The following is a 21,504-nucleotide window of genomic DNA, read 5'->3' on the forward strand; positions in this document are numbered from 1 at the left end:
CGCGACCGATTGGCCGAGGTAGGAACTCAACTCCTACCCCGGACTTGTCAGTCGGCGAGGGACGCGAGCTGACGGAGCGCTTCCTCCGCAGCACTTCCGGTCGCGGCCTGGTAGACGTGCAGCAGCTGCCAGGGTGCGGCGTTCACTGTCAGCGTCTGGTAGGCCAGATCGAGCCGGCCCACAACAGGGTGTCGGAGCCGCACCACGTCGTACTTCGGTTGACGTACCTCGTGTTTGACCCACATCTGCGCGAAGTCGGGGCTCTCGTCGCAGAGCCTCGCCACCAGCGCGCGCCGTCGCGCCGACGCCTCGCACGGAGTGGAGGAGACCGCGTGCAAGCCGGCGACGGCTTTGGTGGCGACGATTTCCCAGTCGACGTAGAACTCCCGAGCCGCGGGGTTCAGGAAGGTGAACAACAGCAGATTCGGTCGTGGCCCGGCCGGTGCGTAGAGGGCGGCTGCCAGCGGGCTGGCGCTCAGAACGTCCAGTCCGGAGCCGAGGATCATGGCCGGGGTGTCCGGCCAGGCTGCCAACATTCGGCTGAGGTCCGGATTGACCTCCTCGGACAAGGATCTGTCGACGGCCAACTGCGGGTGCGCGAGGCGGTGCAGGTGTTCGGTCGCCTCGGCGTCCAGGTGCAGCACTTCGGCCAAGGCCTTGATGACTCGATGCGACGGGTTGCGCTCCCGCCCCTGCTCGAGTCGCGACAGGTAGTCGGCGCTGATGCCGGCCAGCGTCGCCAGATCCTCGCGGCGCAGACCGGTGGTGCGCAGACTCGGCGGTCCGGCCAGCCCGACATCGGCGGGCCGCAGCAGATCGCGCCGGGCCTTGATGAATTCCCCTAGATGGTTGTGTTCTCTCATCGGCAGTGCTCCACCGCGTCCGGGTTACGTGCGGGGTCGAGCGAGTACAAGGCATCGAGGTACGGCGGGATGGTCGCGTTCATACCTGCTTAGACAGGATGCCGTCACGATCTGTGACGCCGCCGTCTCAAACGGGCCTGCCTTCGAGCAGCCAGACGCCCTGGGTTTCGGCTGGGAGGGCGTGGGCGGTGGTGAGTTCGTAGCCGGCCCGCTGGAAGAGGGTCTCGAAGTCGGCGCGGGTGCGCTCGCGCGCGCCGAGGTTCAGCAGCATGGTGAGGTCGCTGAAGTAGACGCTGCGGGCGACGTTGCGTTCGGCACGCTCGGGCAGGAGCATCTCGACGATCAGGAGGCGGCCGTCGGCCGGGATGGTGGCGCGGCTGTGGCTGAGGATCAGTTCGCAGCGGTCGTCCGGCCAGTCGTGCAGGATGCTCTTGATCACGTGCAGGTCGTAGCCCTCCGGGATCCCCGCGAAGAAGTCGCCGGTCAGCACGGAGGCCCGGTCGGTCAGCCCGGCTTCGGCGTACCGGGCGGGTGCCTGCGCAGCGCCCTCGGCCGAGTCCAGGACGGTGCCGCGCAGACCCGGATTCGCGGCCAGGATCGCGGTCAGCAAGGTGCCGTCGCCGCCGCCGATGTCGAGGACGGCGTTGAACCGGCCGAAGTCGTAGGCCGCAGGCGCGGTCGCCGCGACCCGGTGGGTCGCTTCGCTCATCGTCGCGTTGAAGAACGCGGACATCGTCGGCTCGGCGGCCAGCCGCTCGAAGAGCGGCAGACCGAAGATGGATTCGAAGGTCGGCTGCCCGGTCCGGAGACCGGTCGCCAGCTTCTCCCAAGGGCGGGTGATCAGCGGGTCCGTGTACAGCTCTGCGAGCGTCCGGTACGACGCGGGATGGTCGCGCCGGAGCAATTCCCCCTCGGGCAGTACGGCGAAGTGGTCGTCCTCCGGTTCGACGAACAGCCCGAGCACCGTCAGCGCCCGGAGCAGCCGCCGGATGCTGTCCACCGGGAGCCCGAGTTCGCCGGCGACCTCCTTCGCGGGCCGCGCTTCGGCACCGAACACGTCGACGACGCCGAGCTCGGCCGTCGCACGCACGATGCCCGACTTCATGTGGCCGCCGATGAGCTCCAGCAGCAGGTCTCCGAGCGGTGGTGTGGTCATCTGCCCTCCTCGGCTCCGAGGCTATGGGCGGAGGTCGTGATCCGAGTAGGAGTGTCGCTCCTGGCGTCGTCAGCACAACGCGAGTCAACGGCCGAGTGAACTTTGCGCAGGCAGCCGGCGCCGTCGCGCTGGGGGGTGGCTGCCAGGGAGTTTGCCTCCCTGGTTGGGCCGGGGTCCCGCTGCGACGCTTCGGCACGTTATTTCCCTGCCGAAGGAGCAACTATGAAGAAGAGATTGGCCGGCGTCGTCATCGCGGCGGCGACCCTGATGGTCGGTACGGCGGTGACGGCGTACGCGGCGCCACCGCCACGACTGCCGCAGAACGCCAACGGTTACGAGCAGACGTTCTCGCCTGCCTACGACTACGACAACGACGGGTGTTACGCCGTACCCGCGATCGGTGCCGACGGAACTCTCAACCCCGGTCTCAAACCCGGCGGAGCTGTGAACGGCAATTGCCACGACCGGTCCGACCTCGACAACGCCCAGACGTACGCACGGTCCAAGTGCAACAACGGCTGGTGCGCGATCGTCTATGCCAGCTACTTCGAGAAGGACCAGGCCAACACCGGAAGCGGCGCCGGCGGGCATCGGCACGACTGGGAACACGTTGTCTCGTGGGTGAATCAGTCGACCGACCGCGCCGAGTACGTGTCCATCACCAGGCACGACAGTCAGGCGACCTACCCGCGGTCCCAGGTTCGCTTCGAGAACACCCACCCGAAAGTCGTGTACCACAAGGACGGAGGCTTCACGCACTACTTCCGGATCGCCAACAACGCTGACGAGCCGCCGGAGAACCACTACCACAACTGGCGCTACCCGCCGCTGGTCGGCTGGGACGGCTGGCCCAGCCAAGGCCTGCGCTACGCCTTGATGTATCCCGCCAACTTCGGCAACGCCACCATCAAGATCACCGACAAGGACGACCGCTTCCGCAGACTCCTCGCCGCCACGAAACCCGGCGGCATCCCCTTCAATCCCTGGGCCTGATCACAGCACTTCCCTGTGCTGTCGCTACAGACAGCACAGGGAAGTTCGTTGTGACGTCACTGCGGGAGTAGGTCGGCTTTGGTGAGGTCGAAGTTCTTGTCGAAGATGCTGTCTGGGTCGTACTTGGTTTTCAGGGCGCGGAGGCGGCACAGGGTCGGGGCGGGGAAGGCGTCGAGCAGGCGCTCCGGGTCGGTGGTGGTTTCGAAGCTCAGGTACATGCCGTCGAGGTGTGGGTAGAGCTCGCTCCACAGCTGGTCCTGGTACGACGTCCAGTCGGGGAAGGTGACGCTGACGACGGAGAAGTTCTGCTTGCGGTGTGCGTACGCCGTCGCCTCGACCGGTACGTCGTTGACCGCGCCACCGGCCGAGCGGAACTGCATCATCAGGATCTTGCCGGACTTGATCATCTTCTCGATGATCGCGGAGCTCTCCGGTGTCAGGTGATCCAGCAGACCACTGCGGTTGTGCCTCGGACCGTTGCCGTCGTGCCGGTAGTCGGGCAACTGGATCACCGACGCGTACGGCGTCAGCTCGGCTTCCTGCTCGAGAACCGGACCCACCGAGACGAACGGCGCCAGTGCTTCCTGCGCCAACGTCACATCGTCACCCGCGTACACCAGAATGATCTGCGCGATCGGCGGCTGTCCGCGGCGTGCTGGGAACAGCGCCATGAAGCTGGTCAGCTCGCGCGGTGCGTCCTCCACCAGCCGGCCCCAGCGCTCCATCACCGCGGCGGTCTCCGAGGCATCGACGTACAAGGTTGCGTGGACGACGTCGTGCAACTCGGTCGCCTCGATCTCGAAGGCGGTGACGATGCCGAAGTTCCCGCCGGCACCACGCACCGCCCAGAACAGGTCTGGCTCGTGCTCGGCGTCGATCCGGTGGAACGATCCGTCGGCCAACACGATCTCGACCGCCCGGATGTGGTCGATGGTCAGACCGTAGCTGCGGGCGAGGTAGCCCAGGCCGGCGGTCGTCGCCAACCCGCCGACGCCGACCCCGCCGAAGTCGCCGGAGCTGATCACGAGCCCGTGCGGCTCGAGCGCGGCGGCGACCTGGCCCCAGCGCGCGCCGGGTTCGACGCGGACGAGCCGGCGTTCCCGGTCGAGGACCTCGACGGCGTTCATCTTGCCGAGGTCGATGACGATCCCGCCGTCGTTGGTCGAGCGTCCGCTGAAGCCGTGGCCGCCGCTGCGGACCGAGATCGAGACATCCTGGCTGCGTGCGTACGCCAGCGCGGAGCGGACCTCGTCGACGGTTCCCGCTTGGATGACAAGGCCCGGGGATCCCTTGCGGGCAAAGGTGTGCCGCACTTTGTCGTACGACGAATCGCCCGGCTCGACCGCCTTCGCGTGTAACTCCACGGGCAGCGCGTCGTAGTCGATCCCAGGCACTCGCGCTGCCAGTGCGGCCGGAGTTCGTTCGACCCTCCGCTCCTTCTCGACGAGCTCGCGCAGTTGCGGGGCAACCTCCTGGCCGAGGACCTGGAGTGCGCGCGCGTCTTCGCCGATCAGGAAGAACGCACTGAAGCCGTGCTCGAGCACGAGCGGCAGGATCTGCTCCGCCCAGCTCTCCGGGCCGCCCTTGAGGAACGAGTCCGGCCCTGGGGGCATCAGGTTGAGCATCCGGATGATCTCGCGCGGATCGCGACCGGCTGCAACCGCGGCCTCGTCGATGGCGGTGTTACCGGTGATGTGCGCGCCCGGCTCCAGGTACTCCAGGGTCGGCAACCAGCCGTCGCCCTTGCGTCCCGTCAGCTCGAGGATCCGCGGTTTGTAGGCTCCGAGCCACACCGAGATGTCGTGCGCCGGCCGCGGCCCGCGCTTCGTTCCCGGGACCTGGTAGTGCTTCCCTTCGAACCGGAAAGCCCCGCGGGTGTCGACGTCCCACAGACCGCGCATGATGTCGATCGCCTCGGACAGTGCCTCCAGCCGCTCGCCCGGCGTCTTCATCCCGCCGCCGCCCATTCCGTGCACGGCGTCCGGGAATCCGCCGGCTCCGATGCCCAGCTCGAATCGTCCGTGGGACAGCAGATCCAGGCTGGCCGATGCCTTCGCCAGTACGGCGGGCGGACGGAGCGGCAGGTTGAGTACGTTCCCGGCGACCTTGATCCGCTGCGTCCGGGCGGCGATCCAGCTCATCAAGGTCCAGGTGTCCAGAAACCCCGGGTTGTACGGGTGATCCTGGAACGTCACCACGTCCAGGCCCGCCGAGTCCGCGATCTCCGCCAGGCCCACGACCCGATCCGCGTCACCCGCCGAGGGCGTCAGAAACGCCCCGACCAGCAGCTCATGCCCGTAGTCGGTCACTTCATTTCCTTCCGGAAGTAGATAATCTGCAAGTCAGATTATAGAAATTTCAACCCATCTCCATGATGACGCATTCCCGGACATCTGCGTGGGTGTGGAACTCCTACCGTCCCGCTGGCCCTGGCGAATACGTTCCGGCTGCAGATGATCTTCGGAACAGAAGATCTTGAAACAGTCTCAGGGAGAGAACGACTATGACGACCTTGCTCCGCGTCGACGCCAGCGTGCGCCTGAACGGATCGGTCAGCCGGGCGCTCGCCGACAGTGCTGAAGCGGCCTGGAAGGCCGAGCACCCGGACGGTGTGGTGGTCCGCCGCGACCTCGGCCGCGACCCGCTACCGGCCACTGCTTGGCCGGCGCTGGCCAGGGCGAAGTACGGCGAGGAGCCCGCCACTGCGGCCGAACGCGACCTCTTGACCGATGCCGAGGCGCTGGTCGCCGAGCTCGCGGACGAGATCAAGAGCGCCGACGCGTTGCTGCTCGCGGTTCCGATGTACAACTACGGCATCGCCCAGCACGTGAAGGTCTGGGTGGACCTACTGGTCTTCGACGACGAACTGCTCGGGGCAGCGAACCCGCTGCAGGGCCGCCCGGCCATCATCACCATCGCGCGCGGCGGCGGCTACCAGGTCGGTACGCCGAAGCACGGCTGGGACCACGCCACGCCGTACCTGGAGCGCATCTTCGGTGACATGTTCGGGATGAACCTCCGGATCGCGGCTGCCGAGCTCACCCTGGCCCCGGTCACCCCGGGCATGGAAGAGCTGGTCGACTTGTCCAAGGAATCCGAGTCCGGTGCTCACGCCACAGCTGAGGAGCACGGTCTCGCGGTCGCCAAGGAACTGACCGGCAAAGCTGTCTGACAGCTGTACGACGTCACACTGGGACTGGCTGCGACAGCAGGTTCGTGACGGTGACGCGCTGCTCCGCCAAGGCCCCCAGGGCGCCTTCGGCGGCAGCGCGTAGTTCTTTGGGGCCTGCCTCCTCGGGGCCGAGGAGCGCGGTGAACGCGGCAGCCGCCACGCGGTTGGCCGCGCGAACCTCTTCCAGGGGTGCGTCGCTCGTCGAGGTCATGACTCCCGAGAAGAGGTAGTTGACCGCCATCGTCTGGTCCGCGACCGTCCAGTCCGTCCTGGCCAGCAGGTGCGTTCGCCAGATCGGCAGGATCCGGCGCACCAGGGCGTCCGGTCCGAGTGCGTCCAGCAGTGTGGCCGAGCGATCGTCGGTCGTCAGTACGCCGAGCAGCTCGGCGTCGTTGCTGCGCAGGGCATCGACGTACGGATGCGCCCGGGCCAGGTCGAGCAGGGTGGGACACAACCGGGATGGCCGGATGAGCTCATGGTCGCCGGCGAGCAGGTCGGTCAACTCGCCGGCCAGGTCAAGGAAGTCGCGGCACATGAGATCCAGCAGCAGGTCTTCCTTGGTCTTCCAGTACAGGTAGACCGTTCCCTTGCCGGTGTGTCCCTTGCGGGCCACCTCCGCGATCGTCACGCCCTTGCTGCCGCGGGCCAGTAGTAGTTCTCCCGCGGCAGCGAGCAGCCGCGCCGCCTTAGGCGGCAGAGTGCCGGGCGTGCTGGGCAACCTGTGACTCCTTGCGCTGGTGAGGTGAACCACCCAGAACCTCGTCCAGGATGTCCGCACTCTTGTACTTGATGACGCCGTCGACGTGGAACATCTTATCGAGCAGGCGCTGTCCGAGCCGGGTCTTCCCGATGACGGGAAGCGCCCGCCGCAGGAGGATCTGCAGCCAGTTGTCCGCGACGAAGAAGCCGCGGTCCTCGAAGGCGTTGGTCTGGTAGAACGACGTGTACGGCCGCAGGCCGCGCTCCCAGTCGGTGAGGACGGTCTCGAGGTCGTCGGGGCGCTGTTCGAGCATGGTACCGAGCAGGTCGGCGCCCGCGAGCGCCGCGGAAACCCCCATGCCGGCGTACAGCGTCACGCACCACGCGGAGTCGCCGAGCAGAACCACCCTGCCTTGGTGCCATGAGTCCATCCGCACCTGCTCCGCCGAGTCGAACAAGACGTTCTTGCTGGCCTCGAGGTTGTCCAGGATGTCCTCGAGTACCGCCGGGGGCCGCTCGCCGAACGCGGCGCGGATGCTCTCGATCGCCGGCCGGGACAACTCGGCATCCACGTCCTTCGTTCGGTAGGTCAGCAGGATGGTCGGGTCGTGGTCGGCGAAGGCATAGACCCACATCGAGCGATTCGGCTCCAGGAAGGTCGCTCCGACGCCCGCCTTCAGGCCGGACGGCGTACCGGCGTACTCGTAGGCCGCGATCATGTATCCCATCCGGCTGACGAAGCGCTCGTGCGGCCCGAACACGAGGGAGCGGACCGTCGAGCGGAGTCCGTCGGCTCCGACGACCAGGTCGAAGCGCTCGGTGCTGGAGTCCCCGGTTGCCTTGTTCAGGAGAGTCACGTCGACGCCGTCGGCGTCCTGCGTGATAGCGGTCGGCACGGTCGCGTACCGCACTTCCACGTCCTCGGGCAGCGCCGTGAACGCGGCCTGCTCCACATCGCTGCGCAGCAGCAGCCAGGGCTGCCCCGGCAGGTCCGCGTAGTTCAGCCCTGGTCGCTGCTTGCCGCTGCGGTCGATGTCGACGCCTTGTTTCAGGGACTTCCGGTCATGCATGTGATCGAGCAGCCCCAGCCGCTCGGCTGCCAGCCGCCCGGCCCCGAACAGGGCGACGAAGTACCCGCCCAGTCGCCTGGCCGGCGAGCGCTCGATGATCACCGGCTCCCATCCCGCCAGCCGCAGCCGCCGGGCGGTCGCCATTCCACTGATTCCCATACCCACTACGAGGACTCGCCTCGCTGTCGTCTGATCCATACTTCGATCATACTGACCCGATTGGTCAAGTGGTCAGTTCCGTGAGTAGGAATTTGACTCCTACTCGACGATGGTGATCACCAGGGCCGGGCAGAGCGCGGCGGCCTGGCGGACGTCGTCGGCCAGTCCGGCCGGTGGGTTGTCGTTGAGCAGTACGACGATGCCGTCGTCCTCGCGCTGGTCGAAGACGTCTGGCGCGCTGCTGACGCATTGCCCGGAAGCTACGCACTTGTCCTGGTCGACGATGATCTTCATGATGTCCTCGATTCGTTGTGGTGGGGTTACCAGGTGACGGGCAGCGAGGCGACGCCGTACACGGTGGCGTCATGCTTGAACGGGATCTCCTCCAGCGGCACTGCCAGCCGCAAGGTCGGGATCCGGTGGTAGAGCGTGTGGTAGACGACCTTGAGCTCCATCCGCGCCAGTGGTTGCCCGAGGCATGCATGCGGGCCGAAGCCGAACGCGACGTGCTGGCGTGCGTCCCGGGTCAGGTCGAGGGTGTCCGGATCCGCGAACACCGCGGGATCCCGGTTCGCGATGTTGTTGGCGAAGACCACGTTGTCGCCGGCCTTCAGCGTGTGACCTTCGAACTCGATGTCCTCGACGACCTGGCGCCAGCGGCCCTTGTGGGCGATGTTCAGGTAGCGCAGGAGCTCCTCGACGGCGCCCCCGACGGCGGACGGATCGTCGGTCTTCTTCAGCAGCTCGAACTGGTCCGGGTGCTCGAGCAGCGCCAGGGTGCCGAGGGCAATCATGTTCGCGGTTGTCTCGTGGCCGGCGACCAGCATCAGCAGTCCGTTTCCGGCCGCCTCGCTGCGGCTGAGGTTCCCGGCCCGGACCTGCTCGGCGAGGTCCGTCAGGAGGTCCTCGCCGGGGTTGGTGATCTTCTGACCGATCAGCTCGTCGAGGAAGCTGCCGAGGTTGGAGTGGGCCTTCAGCTGGTCAGCCGGGCCGGCCGTGGTGTCGAGCAGGGACAGGCTGTTCTGCTGGAAGAAGTCGTGGTTCTCGTACGGGACGCCGAGCAATTCGCAGATCACCAAGGAGGGGATGGGTAGGGCCAGCGCCGCCATCAGATCGGCCGGGTTCGGCCCGGCGAGCAGGTCGTCGATCAGCCGGTCGACGATGCTCTGCACTTTCGGGCGGAGCGCCTCGACGCGCTTGACGGTGAACGGCGCCGTCACCATCCGCCGCATCCGGGAATGTTCGGGGTCGTCCAGCGCGATGAACCCGGCCCCGAACCGATCGTCCTGCGGCAGTAGTTGCGGACTGGAGCCCTGGAAGTTCGGCCGGGAGACATCGGAGCTGAGCCGCGGATCGGCGAGCAGCCGCTGACCGGCGTACCGGGTGATCATCCAGGCCGGTTTGCCGAAGACCGAGATCGGTGTCAGCGGAGCTTCTTCCTGCAGCTGTTTCAGCAGTGGCGGCGGATCGAACGGGCACCCCGCCGCCCGGGGCATCGGATATTCGGGCACATGGTCGGTGCTCATCGCAGTCCTTTCAGAGATTGGCTACCAGGTCACCGGGAGCGAGTGGACGCCGTATGTGGCGACGTCCTGTTTGAAACTGAGCTCGTCCAGTGGCACCGCGCGCCGCAGGGTCGGGATCCGGCGGTAGAGCGTGCTGAAGACGACCTGCAGCTCCACCCGCGCCAAGGGTTGCCCCAGGCATGCATGTGGGCCCACGCTGAACGTGATGTGCCGGCTCGCGTCCCGGGTCAGGTCGAGTCGGTCCGGCTCTTCGAACACGCTCGGATCCCGGTTGGCGATGTCGCTGGGGAACAGGATGCCCTCGCCGGCCTTGAGCAGTTGGCCGTCGTACTCGAAGTCCTCGATGACCTGGCGCCGGCGGGAATGATGGTTGATCGTCAGGTAGCGCAGCAGTTCCTCGACCGCGCCGGCTACGACGGCTGGGTCGTCGGAGTCGCGCAGCAGCTTGAGCTGGTCGGGATTCTCGAGCAGCGCCAAGGTGCTGAGGGCAATCATGTTGCTGGCCGTCTCGTGTCCGGCGGACAGCAGGAGGACGCCGATTCCGGCAGCGTCCCAGCGGGTCAGCTCGCCGGCGCGGATCTGCGCGGTCAAACCGGACAACAGGTCGTCACCGGGACGGGCGAGCTTGTCGCCGACCAGCTTGTCCAGGTACTTGCCGATTCTGATCCGGGCCTGGACCCGGACCTCCATCGGAAGGCTGGTATTGGCCAGCTGATTGCTGTCCCGCTCGAAGCTGTCCCGGTCTTCGTACGGCACCCCCAGCAGCTCACAGATGACCTGCAACCCCATCGGCAGGGCGAATGCCGTCACCAGATCGACCGGCCGGGGTCCGTCCAGCAGGTGGTCGATGAGCCGGTCCGCGATGCCCTGGATCCGCGGGCGCATCGCCTCGACCCGCTTGATCGCGAACGGCGCGCTGACCATCCGCCGCAACCGGGCATGCTCGGGGTCGTCCATCACAACGAATCCGACCGAGCGCCGTTCGCTCTCCGGGAGCGGCTCCCGGGTCGCGCCCGGAAAGTCGGGCCGGAACACATCCGCGCTGATCCGCTTGTCGGGCAGCAACTGCCGTTGATCGGCGTACCGGGTGACCATCCAGGCCGGCTTACCGAAGATCCCGACCTTGACCAGCGGCGCCTCCCGCTGCAGCTGGGTGAGTTGCGGGGGCGGGTCGAACGGGCAGCCCTCGGCCCTGGTCATCGGGTATTCCGGCACCGCATCGGTTGTTGTCATCGCGTTTCCTTTCGGGTCGTGGCGCTACGTCAGGTACTGCTGCTTGTGTAGGCGGATCTGTTTGGGCATGTTCCAGCCGAGTACGGCGATCACCCGGTCGTCGCGGCGGTAGTGGGCGATGAACCGGTGGTCGGCCGGGTTGCCTTCGACGACGGTCACTTCGGCGTCGGCCGTCTGGATTCCGTGGACCTGGATCTTGGTGACGAACTGATCGGACCAGAAGTACGGAACGGGTACGTAGGAATGTGATTCACCGACGATGTTGGCTGCCACGCAGGCGGCTTGCTCGGTGGCGTTCGTCCGATTCTCCAAGCGGAGCAAGGCTCTCTGGCCATCGTGGTACCAGCGTGCGACATCACCGGCGGCGTAGATGCCGTCGGCCGCTCGGCATCGCGAGTCGCACACGACGCCGTCGTCGAGGCGCAACCCGCTGCCGGCCAACCAGTCCGTCACAGGTTCGGAGCCGATGGCAACGATCACGACCTCGGCCGGTAAGTGGTCGCCGCCGGCCAGCTGTACGCCGGTCACCCGCCCATCCGCTGGCGTCAGGCCAGTGACCGCCGTACCCGAGTGCAGCTCGACGCCCTCAGTCGTGTGCAGTTGTGCCACCAGTCCAGCGACCATCGGCCCGAACTGGCTCTCCATCGGAGCGGCTTGTCGCCCTGTCAGCGTCACGGCGCACCCCAATTGACGAGCAGTGGCGGCGAGCTCCACCCCGAGTACGCCGTTGCCAACCACCACCACCTTGGGGGCGTTGCTGAGGTCGGCGCGCAGCGCGGCCGCATCGGCGAGGGTGCGGAGGACATGGACACCGGCCAGCCCGGCCTGGTCGGGAAGGGCGCGCGGTCGGAGTCCGGTGGCGATGACGATGGCGTCGGCCGCAAGTTCGCGCCCGGCTGCGCTCCGGACTAGTCGGCGATCCACGTCGAGGGAGATCGCCGGGTCGCCAAGGATGAAGTTTGCACCCAGCGCGTCCAGCATCGAGTCCGGCCGGAGCCTGGTGCGGTCGGCGTCCCAGTCGCCGCGCAGGTACTGCTTCGACAACGGCGGACGATCGTACGGCGGGTCCGCCTCGGCCCCGAGGATCGTGATCGGGTCCTGGTAGCCCTGCCTGCGCAGGGCTTCCGCGGTCGACAGGCCGGCAGCCGAGGCACCGACGATCAATACGCTCGAAACTTTCAGTGATGATCTACTCACACTGTGTAGACCCGCACCACCTCGCCGCTGTGACGCGGTCAGCCTAGGAATTTGACTCCTAGGTTGTCAGGCCTTGACGGCGCTCACGGCGTACATCGTCAACGACAAGTGGAAGGCACCCCGGTCCGCGGCCTCGGCGATGCGGGTGGCGAAAGCTTCGCCCTCCGCCGCGGTGATCGCGCCCGACTGCTGCGCCTGGACGCGCATCAGCGACGCGAACCCTTGGCGCGCATCCGCCTGCGGATCCAGCGACGTCGCAGCGGTCTCCCCGGTGATCTCGAGCCCGGCGCCGACCAGTTGCTCGCGCAGTTGCCGGCCCGAGTGCGGGGTGGCCGACTGGGACCGGACCGCATCGACCATCCGCCGCAGAACGTCGGGATCGGCCGGATGGACGAGCAACGTCTGCCAGTCGGTATCGATCAGCACGATCCGGCCACCGGGCCGGAGGACCCGGGCCATCTCCCGCACCGCTCCGGCCGGATCCTCGACATGCTGGAGGACACGTTCACAGCGCAGTACGTCGACCGAGTCGTCGGCGAACGGCAGCCGGTCAGCGACGCCGTCCACGAACTGCAGCCGGCTGCCCGGCCATCGCCGTACCGCCTCGGCTCGCAGTCCCGCGCTCGGCTCGACCCCGATCGCGCGCAGCCCCAGCTCGGCGAACGCGGCCACCTCCTCGCCGGTCCCCGACCCGACATCGACCGCCGTCTCTCCCGTGATCGGCGCCAACTGCTCAGCTGCCCAGGCCTTCAAGGTCTGTACGGCGGGCCGCTGCGCCATCTGGTCGAGGACGAACGCCAAACCCGCAGCATCGCTGTGCGCTTCCCCGGCGCGTGTGAAACTGCCGACCTGAATCGTCGCGCGCTCCATGGGTACGACGAAACACCGGTGTGCCCAAGCCTCCGTAGGACTCGGATTCATACCCTGCAGCTCGTCCAGGTGCCTACGGTGTTTTCGATATCCGTAGCCGAGAGGAGTTCGTCATGAATCTTGTGAAGAGAATCCTGTTCGCCGCCGTGGTGGGCGCGGTAGCCGCAGGTGGTCTCCTGTTGCCATCAGCACCAACCACAGCAGACGCTTACCGGCCGTGCGGTACCTGCCCTCCGGACTGGTTCAACGCCACCCACCTGTAGCCGTTCTGAAAATGTAATGTTGCGCTGTCACAAAATGGCGGGCTGGTGCTGTCCTGGCTGATGACGAAAGGACAGCACATGTCAACCATCCTCGTGACTGGCGGCACCGGCTCCCTTGGCCGGCCCACGGTCGAACATCTTCGTGCGGCCGGCCACACGGTGCGGGTCCTCAGCCGGCGGGCCGGGCAGGGCCTGGTGAGCGGTGATCTGACGACTGGGCAAGGTCTCGATGCGGCGGTCGCCGGCGTCGACACCGTCGTCCATCTCGCCACTGGTCAGGGCCGGAAAGACGTTGTGCAGACCCAGAATCTGCTCGATGTCACGCCGCTGCCGACGCACATCGTCTACATGTCGATCGCTGGTGCTGACCGGATTCCGCTGGCCTACTACCGCTACAAGGTCGCCGCCGAGCGGCTGGTCGAGGAGCGGGAGGCCTACACGATCTTGCGGGCCACCCAGTTCCACAGCCTGCTCGACCGTCTCTTCAGTGTGAAAGGCCCGTTCATCCTGGCGCCGTCGATCACGCTGCAGCCGATCGCGGTCCAGGATGTCGCGGTCCGGCTGACCGAGCTCGCCGGCGGGCCGGCTGCTGGTCGGGTGCCGGACATCGGTGGACCGGAGCGGCAGCCCGTGACGGACCTCGCCCGGGCCTGGAAGGCTGCGCACGGATCGCGGCGGCTGGTGCTGCCGGTACGGGCCCCGGGCAAGCTTTTCCGCGCCTTCGACGACGGCGCTGCGCTCGTCGACGGACCGTCGTACGGGCACATCACGTTCGCTGACTATCTTGGTGGGAAGTCATGAGGGCCTATGTGCGCCTCGTCCTCGCGGTGTTCGGCGTCGGCGATCTGATCCTGGCCGGCTGGATGACGTTCTTCCCGGCCAACTTCTACGCGCTCCCCACCCTGGACTGGACGCCGCCGTACAGCGAGCACCTGATGCAGGACGTCGGTGGCGAGAAACTCGGGCTCGGCCTCGTGCTGACGATGGCCGCCGTCACCTTCGACCTTCTACTGACCAGAGTCGCGCTGCTGGCCTACACGGCGTACGCGCTCACCCACCTCGTCTTCCACCTCGGACATCTGCACCCGCACGAGCGCGGGCTGTCGATCGAGCTGGTGGTCGTCTTCTCCCTCAGCGTGCTCCTGCCACTGACCGCCCTGATCGCGACCCGCAGCAAGGCGTTCACGACGTCAGGCCAGCAGTTGGGCGCGTAGCGAATCCATGTCCATCAAATTCCGGATGCTCCTGAAACGGCCTTCCTCGACCTCGTAGAAGGCCGTTTCACTAAAGGTGACCGTCGCTCCGTTCGGTGCGAGGCCGAGCCACTCCTGCTGGGGCGTGCCGCTGATGATGATGCGTACCGCCAGCCGGCTCCCCTCGACGATTGGCTCGTCGGCGGTCAACCACAAGTCCGGCACAGCCGCGATGTTTCCCCGCATCCAGGCGGCCATGTCGTCGCGAGTGAGCGACGTGCCGTTGAAATCGATCGTGTCGTGAAAAAACTCGCCGATCCGGGCGAATTCGTGGGAGTTCACCATCTCCAGGTAGAGCCGGTAGAAGTCACGAAGTTCCTGATGCATCTACCTACTCTGCGTGACCCTCCGGAGCTTCGGGTAGGAGTCGGATGCCCAGGATCGTGCCGCTCGAGTGCGATATATCTGCGGCACGCGCTCACGAGGAGGGTCGGCATGAAGAGACTTGGCCGCGTCCGCACGGTGGCAGTTGCCGTTGGAGCAGCTGTGGCCGCGGTGAGCCAGGCGGCACCCGTTCGCGAGCTCAAGCACTGTGCTGACGTCTGCTGGATCGCCCATGAAGTGACTCATCCGGCCTACCGGTACGAAGCTGAGGTCGACAACCAGTACCCGATCAACGGCAGTTGGATCCGGGTCGGGGGGAAGGGCGCACATGCCGACTATTACCAGCAAGGGGACGACCAGCTGCGTCAGATCTACTCCCCGACGGACAGCTCCAACTCGCAAGAGCTGACCAGCAAGGTGATCCGGTTCCGGGTCTGTGGGCCGAATGCCCTGGGGGGCGACGCCTGCGGTTCGTGGTGGTTGCCGAAATAGCCGACCCCCGCGCAGCCAGGCTGCGCGGGGGGCCTCGAAGTACGGGATCTGCTTACGGGTGCAGGAAGAGACCTTCGCCGAGGTCGAGGCGCATGGATTCGAGGATGGCGAAGACGGTGCTGGTGATGAACACATCGGCTGCGCCCAGGACGCCGGCGTACTTCTCGACCACCGGAGCGGCGGCTTGTGCGGAGGCGGTGTCGAGATAGCCCTTGACTGCTGCCCAGGTGTTGTTGCCGTACTTGGCGTAGAAGGGCATCGGGTCAACTGTGGCCAGGGCGATGCGGACGTTGGCGACGATGTCGGCCAGGTACTGCTGGTGCAGAGCGAGGTCTTCGCGGGTGCCGAGCCGGCCGAGGTGACCGCCGATGAAGTGCTTCCAGGGAAAGTCGAGCGCCCTGTCCGGTGCGGCGATCGAGCCGGGAACGTCGGAGTTGACGTTGAAGGCGGCGAACGAGGCCCATCCGGGAATCACCACGTCGATCAGGATCAGCGTCTTGTGGTCGGGCAGGTGGATGTAGATGTTGTCGGGGGTGTGGTTGGAACCGAGCCAGGCCAGGTTGATGGTCTCGCCGCCGACCTGCAACGTGTACTTGGTGTCGAAGGTGACGTCGGGCGCGGGCCGGGCCGGGTCGTCGGCGCGGAGCAGCAGCCGCTTCGTCTCGGCGTGGCCGATCCGTACGACGTCCGCGCCGAACAGTGACGATGCCCCGATGTGATCGGCGTGGTGGTGCGAGTAGACGAGGTGGGTCACCGTGTTCGGTACGTCGTTCGCCACCGCGATCTCGTCGATGGCGCGCTGCAGGTTGTGGCCGATGGAAGGCGGCGCGTCGAACAGGACGACGCCGTCCGGTGTCGTCAGGAAGGCCGCCTGGTAACCGCCATCGGTTACCCAGTAGAGATTCTTCTCCACCCGACCGACGTAGTAGCCGTGCTCGTTGACGGCGGGGGCTGTTGAGGACTCTGGGACCGGCGCGTAGGCCGGCAGTTCAGTAGTGGTCATAGAGCCAGGATCGTCACCAAGCAGGTGAGCAGACATCACCGGAATCAGGTGATTGGGCAACTACACTGGTTCTGTGTCCCGGCTGATCGACCGCCATGACCTGGTAGTTGCGCTGGACCGCGCGGCGACGAGGAGGGTGACGGTCGTCTCGGCGCCGGCCGGTAGCGGCAAGACGTCGCTGCTCCGCCTTTGGGTGGAGCGCCAGGACCGCCGCGTCGCCTTCGTGACGGTTGGCCCTGAGCAACAGTTCTGGTACGACGTCCTCAGCGGAGTCCACGCAGCCTGCGGATCGGAACCCCCGGTCGCGGTACCGGGCAGTGACGAGCGCACGAAGGTTCTGTCCGAGCTCGGCTCGATCGACGGCCCGTTTGTGCTGATCATCGACGACGTCCACGAGCTCGACGTACCAGATGAACTCGCTTCGTTGCTGAGCTGGCTTCCCCCCGCGGCGCACGCGATCGTCGCCACCCGTGGCGAGCTGCCGTTGCACCTGCACAAGCTCCGGCTGGCCGGTGAGCTGGCCGAGATCCGCGGTCCGCAGTTGCGGTTCACAGTCGCGGAGACCCGCGAGCTGGTTGCTGCAGCAGGTCTGACGCTGTCCGGGCAGGCTGTCGAGGTGCTGCATCGACGCACCGAGGGCTGGGCGGCCGGGCTGCGGCTAGCCCTGCTGTCGCTGGCGGGGCATCCCGATCCGGAGCGGTTCGTCGCCGAGTTCTCCGGCAGCGATCGGTCCGTCGCCGAGTATCTGGTGGCCGAGATGCTGGTGCGGCAGCATCCCGACGTACAGGACCTCTTGCTGCGCACCTCGTTGCTGGAGAAGGTCAATGGTGAGCTGGCCGATCTGCTCACGGGTCGGTCCGGGGCCGAGAAGATCCTGCTGGAGCTCGAGGAGGCCAACGCGTTCGTGGTCTCACTGGATGCTGATCACACGTGGTTTCGGTATCACCAGCTGTTCGCGGGACTGCTGCGCTTGGAGCTTCGGCGTCGGCAGTCGGACCGTATCCCGGCATTGCACCGGCTCGCTGCCCAGTGGCTGACGGAACATGGGCAACCCGCCGCTGCGATCCGGCAGTTGCAGGCCGCGGGTGACTGGGCGGATGCTGCGCGACTGCTGACCGAGCACGCGCTCAGCCTGAACCTCGACGGGGAGGCGGAGACGGTACGGGCGCTCCTCCGCGCCTTCCCGGCTCAGGGCGACTCGCTCGCACTGGTGCATGCCATCGACGAGCTGAGTCGACTGCGGCTCGACGAGGCGTCGGCGTACCTGGAGATCGCTCGGTCCACTGGCGAGTACCCAGCGATCATTGCTGTGCTGGACTTGGAGCTCGCCAGGTTGCAAGGCCACTACGACCGCGTCGTCGCACCGGATCACAGCCTGCCGAACGCCGATCTGCGGGCTATCCAGCTCCTGAACCTCGGAGCGACCGAGGCATGGTCAGAGCAGCGATCGGCCGGCGCCGAGCGGCACTTGTCGGAGGGTGCGGCGCTGGCCCACGACCTGAACCGGACGTACCTCGAGACGGTTGCGCTTGCCTATCTGAGTTTTGTCGCCACCCGCCAGTCCCTGCCGCTCGCCCGTCAACGCGCCGAGGCTGTGATCGCGCTGGCGAATCAGCATGATTGGGACGACGAACCGGTCATCGCGCCGGCGTACGCAACGCTCGCCTGGATCCTGGCGTGGACCGGCGAGTTCGACCACGCGGAACGGTGGCTGCACCGTGCCAACCAGATGGTCAGCGAACCCGGTATCCAGACCCTGACCCACGTCGTCGCGGGGTTGATCGCGGCCGCTCGCGGGCGTCATCAGGAGGCGCTGACCGAGTTCGCTGCGGCGGGCGATGAGCAGTTGTTCGCGGAGCAGGTGACGGCCTGGACGGTTGCCACGCAAGCGCGCGCCGGTCTTTTGGATGAGGCGCGTACGACGCTTGCCGCGGCCGGCGACGTACCGAAGGCTGCTGCGGCGATCTACCTCGCTTCGGGCGATGCCGCCGCAGCCCGGCGCGTTCTCGAGACGGACACGGACCTCGAAGGCAGACTGCTGATGGCTCTCGCTTGTTGTGACCTTGGTGATCAGCCTGCGGCCACCGCAGCCATCGAGCGCGCGCTCGACCTCGCGGAGCGGGACCGGTTGATCCTGCCGTTCGCGATGACGGGCGCGTGGCGAGTTCTGGAGGTTCTGCCGACCTGGAAGACCAAACACGCGGCGCTCGTGGTGGACATCCTGGACGCGGTCCGCAGCGGTACGGCGGCCCCGCCGGCCCGGACGCTCGTCGACCCGCTCAGTCCCAGTGAACTTCGCGTGCTCCGCTACCTGCCGACCAACCTCACTCGCCCGGAAATCGCCGCCGAACTATTGGTTTCGCTGAACACCGTCAACACCCATATCCGCAGGGTCTACGCCAAGCTTGGCGCGACAGATCGCCGTACCGCCGTTCAACGCGGTCGCGAACTCGGTCTGCTCTCGACAACCCACTGATCCTGGGAATTTGACACCCAGGATCGTGCCGCCGATCTGCAGTAGACCTATCGGCGGAGGTGCTGATGGGGCTGCGTGAGGTGAAGCGAGCAGGACTCGCCGGGTAATCGCGGACAAGGCGGCGGAGTTGTTCTGCGAACACGTTGTGCGCGCCGTGGAAGCGCACCCGGACCGCGTCCGCATGACCATCGACCTGGCTGCCCGGACACCTTCGATCAGTGCGTACCTCAACGAGCTCAGCAGCCGGTTTCGCCAGGCTGTCGCGGACGAACTCGTCCACCGTCTCTCCGGCCACGATCGTCGGGTCACCGAGTTCACCGCGGCGTTGATGGCGGGTACCACCGTGAGCACCATCGACACCGTCATCCGCTTCTGGTCCGAGCACCCTCCGGACTGGCCGACGACTTCATCGCGGCCCTCGATCCGATCGTCGAGTTCCGCTGAGTCACCCCGGAATTCGGTGCCTAAGGCAATCAAGGTGCAGCGGGAGTCAAGCAGGGAATGAGAAACCCTGGATGATCACGTCACGGACGTCGTGCCGGCACGGTCAATCAGGTGTTCGTCCCAACCGCCTGACTGGAGATGACTATGAAGAATCAGTTCAGCCGCACGTTCCTGCGTGCAGGCCTGGCCCTGCTGCTGACGCTCTGCATGTCCGTAGGTTTCCTGACCACCCAGGCATCCGCCCAGGTCACCGGCTGCCCGCAGGGGCCTTGGGTCCGCAGTTACTGGGGGACCACCACGTTCCAGATCGACCAGTGCCCGGGCACCGGCAAGAGCTGGGCCTATATCGCCCAGTCTGCCAAGGGTGGAACGAACTGGGCCGAGTTCGTCGCTCACTTCGACAACGGCGCGACCGAAGAGATCACCGTGGAGCCCGGACAGGCCAAGTCCAAGGCCTTCCCGCAAGGCAAGATCGTCAAGTTCGAAGTACGCCAGAACAAGTTCGACTGGCGGGGGATCATCGTTTGGCACACCTGGTACTTCACCAGCTGATCACGAATCGGTGACTACTCTCGGTTCAAATGATTGATCCATGGATTCACGCACAGTAGCTGCGTAGTTTCGCGCAGATGTGGGGGAGCAAACTGAGAGCAGTGGTCAGCCGCCGGCGACCGTCACGGTGACAACTACCGTGCAGGCGCCGGCGGCTGCACCGACGGAGACGCCGTCGGTGCCGGTGGGGACCGACGATGCGACCGGCATCGGCGGCACCCTGACCGGGTGTGGGTACGAGGACACGCTGGAGCTGCGACTGGCGAACAACTTCGGTAGCGGCGCCGTCGAGGCGGTGCTGATGAACATGGTGCTGTCTTGACCGCCCCGGACAGCCCGGAGGTGCAACCACCTCCGGGCAACCGGCGTGTAACGGTGTTCCAACGTCTTGAGAAGCTCAACAATCACCCGGTCCTCAAGATGATGGTGATGGTAGGCGAGATCGCGGGACTGATTGCGCTGATCGTCGCGGGCATCAAGTGGATCATCCTGCGACCACGCCGCCGTGGTCGGGTTCCTCGGCGGCCGGCCCGGCCTGGATGTCACGGTCGCCAAGTCCCTCGACCAGGTGCCAGGCGCGCTGGTCGAGGATCTCGAGATCAGAGTCTTCGCCGTCGCGAGCGGCACCCAGGACCCGGCCCGCTGCATCATCGATGCCCGAGGCAACCACCTGCTCACCACCACGGTCCGCAACCCGGGCACGAGGCCGGTGCCGATCCACTCGCCCCAGCCGGGCCTTACGGGCAGAGGCGGGTGATGGACTTGATGGGGAACTGCGGTCGGCGGTGGTGATGGGCAGGGACCATTTGCGGGCGACCTGTATCGCCTTCCCCGTCCCAGGCAGACGATCGCCGGCCCCGCTGTTCCGGCTCGCTCAGTGGGCGCTCTTCCATTCTTCGGCCGCTTCGGACATGGTCTTGAAGGGGACTCCGAGCTCCTTGCCGCGTCGGATGAAGTTCTCGACGGTGCGCAGTTTGCTCGCGCGGCCGATCGCGGCGGGGTGCCAGACTCCGGTCAGCGTTCCACCTGGCACCTGGTCGACCAGGAACTCCAGGTCGTCGATCCAGCGTTTGCCGAGTGCAACGACATCGGTGCTGGCGGGGAGCAACAAGCCGGGGGTCATGACGAACTCGAGGAGGACGAAGTCAATGATCGTTCCCAGCGGTACTTCTACCAGGTCGAGCTCGTCGCCGAACTGGACCGGAAGTTCGGGATCGACGACGTCGGCGGTGCGGCAGCGGTACATGCCGTAGTCGCTGCCCCACAAACTGCTGTCGTACCGGAAGCCGTACTCGACCAGCAACGAGGTCGTATTGGGCGAAAGATCGGCTGCCGGCGACCGATAGCCGGTCGGGGTGACACCGAGGACCTGATCGAGCGCCTCGAGACCGCGCTCGATCATCCGACGCTCGGCCGGTTCGTCGAGATTCGTCGGGACCTCGTGCGCGTAACCATGATGGCCGATCTCGTGGCCCGAGTCGCGGATTCGCTTGCAGACGTCCGGGTAGGCCTCAGCGTCCATGCCTGGAATGAACCAGGTGGACTTGACCTCTTCGCGGTCGAGCAGATCCAGAATCCGCGGTGCTGCGACGGTGGCGGCGAACTCGCCTCGCGAGATGTAGGTCGGCGAGGACAGACCGAGCATGCCCACCCAGAACGAGATGGCGTCCAGGTCGAAGCTGAGACAAACGGACGCGCCGCTACTTTGTGAGTCGGACATTTCTGGCTCCCACTTCTGTTGATGCAAACGACATCGGGT

22 protein-coding genes are annotated in these 21,504 nt (G+C 66.5%); 9 read left to right on the forward strand and 13 right to left on the reverse strand.

What is annotated here, in order from left to right; genetic code table 11:
• Window positions 1-47: 47 nt before the first annotated feature.
• Window positions 48-863, reverse strand: coding sequence for a helix-turn-helix domain-containing protein (locus tag E1261_RS01010; RefSeq protein WP_132400235.1), 816 nt, complete (start codon window positions 861-863; stop codon window positions 48-50).
• A gap of 127 nt (window positions 864-990) precedes the next feature.
• The gene (locus E1261_RS01015) at window positions 991-2,019 is read right to left on the reverse strand and encodes a methyltransferase (protein ID WP_132400238.1); all 1,029 of its coding nucleotides are present in this window, start codon (window positions 2,017-2,019) and stop codon (window positions 991-993) included.
• A 222-nt stretch (window positions 2,020-2,241) separates the two neighbouring features.
• Between E1261_RS01015 and E1261_RS01020 the strand changes: the two genes are divergently transcribed.
• Window positions 2,242-3,012 carry an NPP1 family protein gene (locus E1261_RS01020; RefSeq protein WP_132400241.1) on the forward strand — a complete coding sequence of 257 codons (771 nt, stop codon included), beginning with the start codon at window positions 2,242-2,244 and terminating at the stop codon, window positions 3,010-3,012.
• Between the two features lie 56 nt (window positions 3,013-3,068).
• Here the strand turns inward: E1261_RS01020 and E1261_RS01025 are convergent, their stop codons facing one another.
• On the reverse strand, window positions 3,069-5,321 hold the full coding sequence (locus tag E1261_RS01025; RefSeq protein ID WP_132400244.1) for an LLM class flavin-dependent oxidoreductase: 2,253 nt from the start codon (window positions 5,319-5,321) through the stop codon (window positions 3,069-3,071).
• A 194-nt stretch (window positions 5,322-5,515) separates the two neighbouring features.
• Between E1261_RS01025 and E1261_RS01030 the strand changes: the two genes are divergently transcribed.
• Window positions 5,516-6,184 (forward strand): FMN-dependent NADH-azoreductase, encoded by a 669-nt coding sequence (locus E1261_RS01030; protein WP_132400247.1) that lies wholly within the window; start codon window positions 5,516-5,518, stop codon window positions 6,182-6,184.
• A gap of 13 nt (window positions 6,185-6,197) precedes the next feature.
• On the opposite strand, the gene E1261_RS01035 is transcribed toward E1261_RS01030, so the two are convergent.
• The 7 genes from E1261_RS01035 to E1261_RS01065 all read right to left on the reverse strand — a co-directional run bounded on the left by E1261_RS01035 (window position 6,198) and on the right by E1261_RS01065 (window position 12,938).
• Window positions 6,198-6,902 carry a TetR/AcrR family transcriptional regulator gene (locus tag E1261_RS01035; protein ID WP_132400250.1) on the reverse strand — a complete coding sequence of 235 codons (705 nt, stop codon included), beginning with the start codon at window positions 6,900-6,902 and terminating at the stop codon, window positions 6,198-6,200.
• Window positions 6,871-8,151: an FAD-dependent monooxygenase gene (locus E1261_RS01040; RefSeq protein WP_165952296.1), complete on the reverse strand. Its 1,281-nt coding sequence runs from the start codon at window positions 8,149-8,151 to the stop codon at window positions 6,871-6,873. Before E1261_RS01040 ends, E1261_RS01035 begins: the two co-directional genes overlap by 32 nt.
• A 60-nt stretch (window positions 8,152-8,211) precedes the next feature.
• Window positions 8,212-8,406, reverse strand: coding sequence for a ferredoxin (locus tag E1261_RS01045; protein ID WP_132400253.1), 195 nt, complete (start codon window positions 8,404-8,406; stop codon window positions 8,212-8,214).
• A 26-nt stretch (window positions 8,407-8,432) separates the two neighbouring features.
• Window positions 8,433-9,638: a cytochrome P450 gene (locus E1261_RS01050; RefSeq protein ID WP_132400256.1), complete on the reverse strand. Its 1,206-nt coding sequence runs from the start codon at window positions 9,636-9,638 to the stop codon at window positions 8,433-8,435.
• Between the two features lie 21 nt (window positions 9,639-9,659).
• On the reverse strand, window positions 9,660-10,871 hold the full coding sequence (locus tag E1261_RS01055; protein WP_132400259.1) for a cytochrome P450: 1,212 nt from the start codon (window positions 10,869-10,871) through the stop codon (window positions 9,660-9,662).
• A gap of 24 nt (window positions 10,872-10,895) precedes the next feature.
• Window positions 10,896-12,035 carry an NAD(P)/FAD-dependent oxidoreductase gene (locus tag E1261_RS01060; RefSeq protein WP_202874236.1) on the reverse strand — a complete coding sequence of 380 codons (1,140 nt, stop codon included), beginning with the start codon at window positions 12,033-12,035 and terminating at the stop codon, window positions 10,896-10,898.
• A gap of 99 nt (window positions 12,036-12,134) precedes the next feature.
• Complete coding sequence (locus E1261_RS01065) at window positions 12,135-12,938, reverse strand: methyltransferase domain-containing protein (RefSeq protein ID WP_165952297.1); 804 nt, start codon at window positions 12,936-12,938, stop codon at window positions 12,135-12,137.
• Window positions 12,939-13,279: 341 nt separating this feature from the next.
• Here E1261_RS01065 and E1261_RS01070 point away from each other — a divergent pair, with 341 nt between their 5' ends.
• Both E1261_RS01070 and E1261_RS01075 read left to right on the forward strand, forming a co-directional pair.
• Window positions 13,280-14,002: an SDR family oxidoreductase gene (locus tag E1261_RS01070; protein WP_132400265.1), complete on the forward strand. Its 723-nt coding sequence runs from the start codon at window positions 13,280-13,282 to the stop codon at window positions 14,000-14,002.
• On the forward strand, window positions 13,999-14,415 hold the full coding sequence (locus E1261_RS01075; RefSeq protein WP_132400268.1) for a hypothetical protein: 417 nt from the start codon (window positions 13,999-14,001) through the stop codon (window positions 14,413-14,415). The genes E1261_RS01070 and E1261_RS01075 overlap by 4 nt, the downstream gene beginning before the upstream one ends.
• On the opposite strand, the gene E1261_RS01080 is transcribed toward E1261_RS01075, so the two are convergent.
• Window positions 14,392-14,781 (reverse strand): ester cyclase, encoded by a 390-nt coding sequence (locus E1261_RS01080; RefSeq protein ID WP_132400271.1) that lies wholly within the window; start codon window positions 14,779-14,781, stop codon window positions 14,392-14,394. The genes E1261_RS01075 and E1261_RS01080 overlap by 24 nt on opposite strands.
• Before the next feature lie 108 nt (window positions 14,782-14,889).
• Here E1261_RS01080 and E1261_RS01085 point away from each other — a divergent pair, with 108 nt between their 5' ends.
• The gene (locus tag E1261_RS01085) at window positions 14,890-15,270 is read left to right on the forward strand and encodes a hypothetical protein (protein ID WP_132400274.1); all 381 of its coding nucleotides are present in this window, start codon (window positions 14,890-14,892) and stop codon (window positions 15,268-15,270) included.
• 52 nt (window positions 15,271-15,322) lie between these two features.
• On the opposite strand, the gene E1261_RS01090 is transcribed toward E1261_RS01085, so the two are convergent.
• Window positions 15,323-16,273, reverse strand: coding sequence for an MBL fold metallo-hydrolase (locus tag E1261_RS01090; protein WP_202874237.1), 951 nt, complete (start codon window positions 16,271-16,273; stop codon window positions 15,323-15,325).
• Between the two features lie 73 nt (window positions 16,274-16,346).
• Between E1261_RS01090 and E1261_RS01095 the strand changes: the two genes are divergently transcribed.
• The 4 genes from E1261_RS01095 (at window position 16,347) to E1261_RS01110 (ending at window position 20,502) form a co-directional block, all read left to right on the forward strand.
• A complete protein-coding gene (locus E1261_RS01095; RefSeq protein WP_132400280.1) occupies window positions 16,347-18,749 on the forward strand; it encodes a winged helix-turn-helix domain-containing protein in 2,403 nt (800 codons plus the stop codon).
• A gap of 588 nt (window positions 18,750-19,337) precedes the next feature.
• The gene (locus E1261_RS01100) at window positions 19,338-19,745 is read left to right on the forward strand and encodes a hypothetical protein (protein WP_132400283.1); all 408 of its coding nucleotides are present in this window, start codon (window positions 19,338-19,340) and stop codon (window positions 19,743-19,745) included.
• 79 nt (window positions 19,746-19,824) lie between these two features.
• The gene (locus E1261_RS01105; protein WP_132400286.1) at window positions 19,825-20,067 is read left to right on the forward strand and encodes a hypothetical protein; all 243 of its coding nucleotides are present in this window, start codon (window positions 19,825-19,827) and stop codon (window positions 20,065-20,067) included.
• A 183-nt stretch (window positions 20,068-20,250) separates the two neighbouring features.
• A complete protein-coding gene (locus tag E1261_RS01110) occupies window positions 20,251-20,502 on the forward strand; it encodes a hypothetical protein (protein ID WP_132400289.1) in 252 nt (83 codons plus the stop codon).
• A gap of 117 nt (window positions 20,503-20,619) precedes the next feature.
• Here E1261_RS01110 and E1261_RS01115 read toward each other — a convergent pair whose 3' ends face one another.
• Window positions 20,620-21,465 carry a polysaccharide deacetylase family protein gene (locus tag E1261_RS01115; protein WP_132400292.1) on the reverse strand — a complete coding sequence of 282 codons (846 nt, stop codon included), beginning with the start codon at window positions 21,463-21,465 and terminating at the stop codon, window positions 20,620-20,622.
• Window positions 21,466-21,504 lie beyond the last annotated feature (39 nt).

The organism is Kribbella albertanoniae, assembly GCF_004348455.1.
GTDB classification, from domain to species: Bacteria; Actinomycetota; Actinomycetes; order Propionibacteriales; family Kribbellaceae; genus Kribbella; species Kribbella albertanoniae.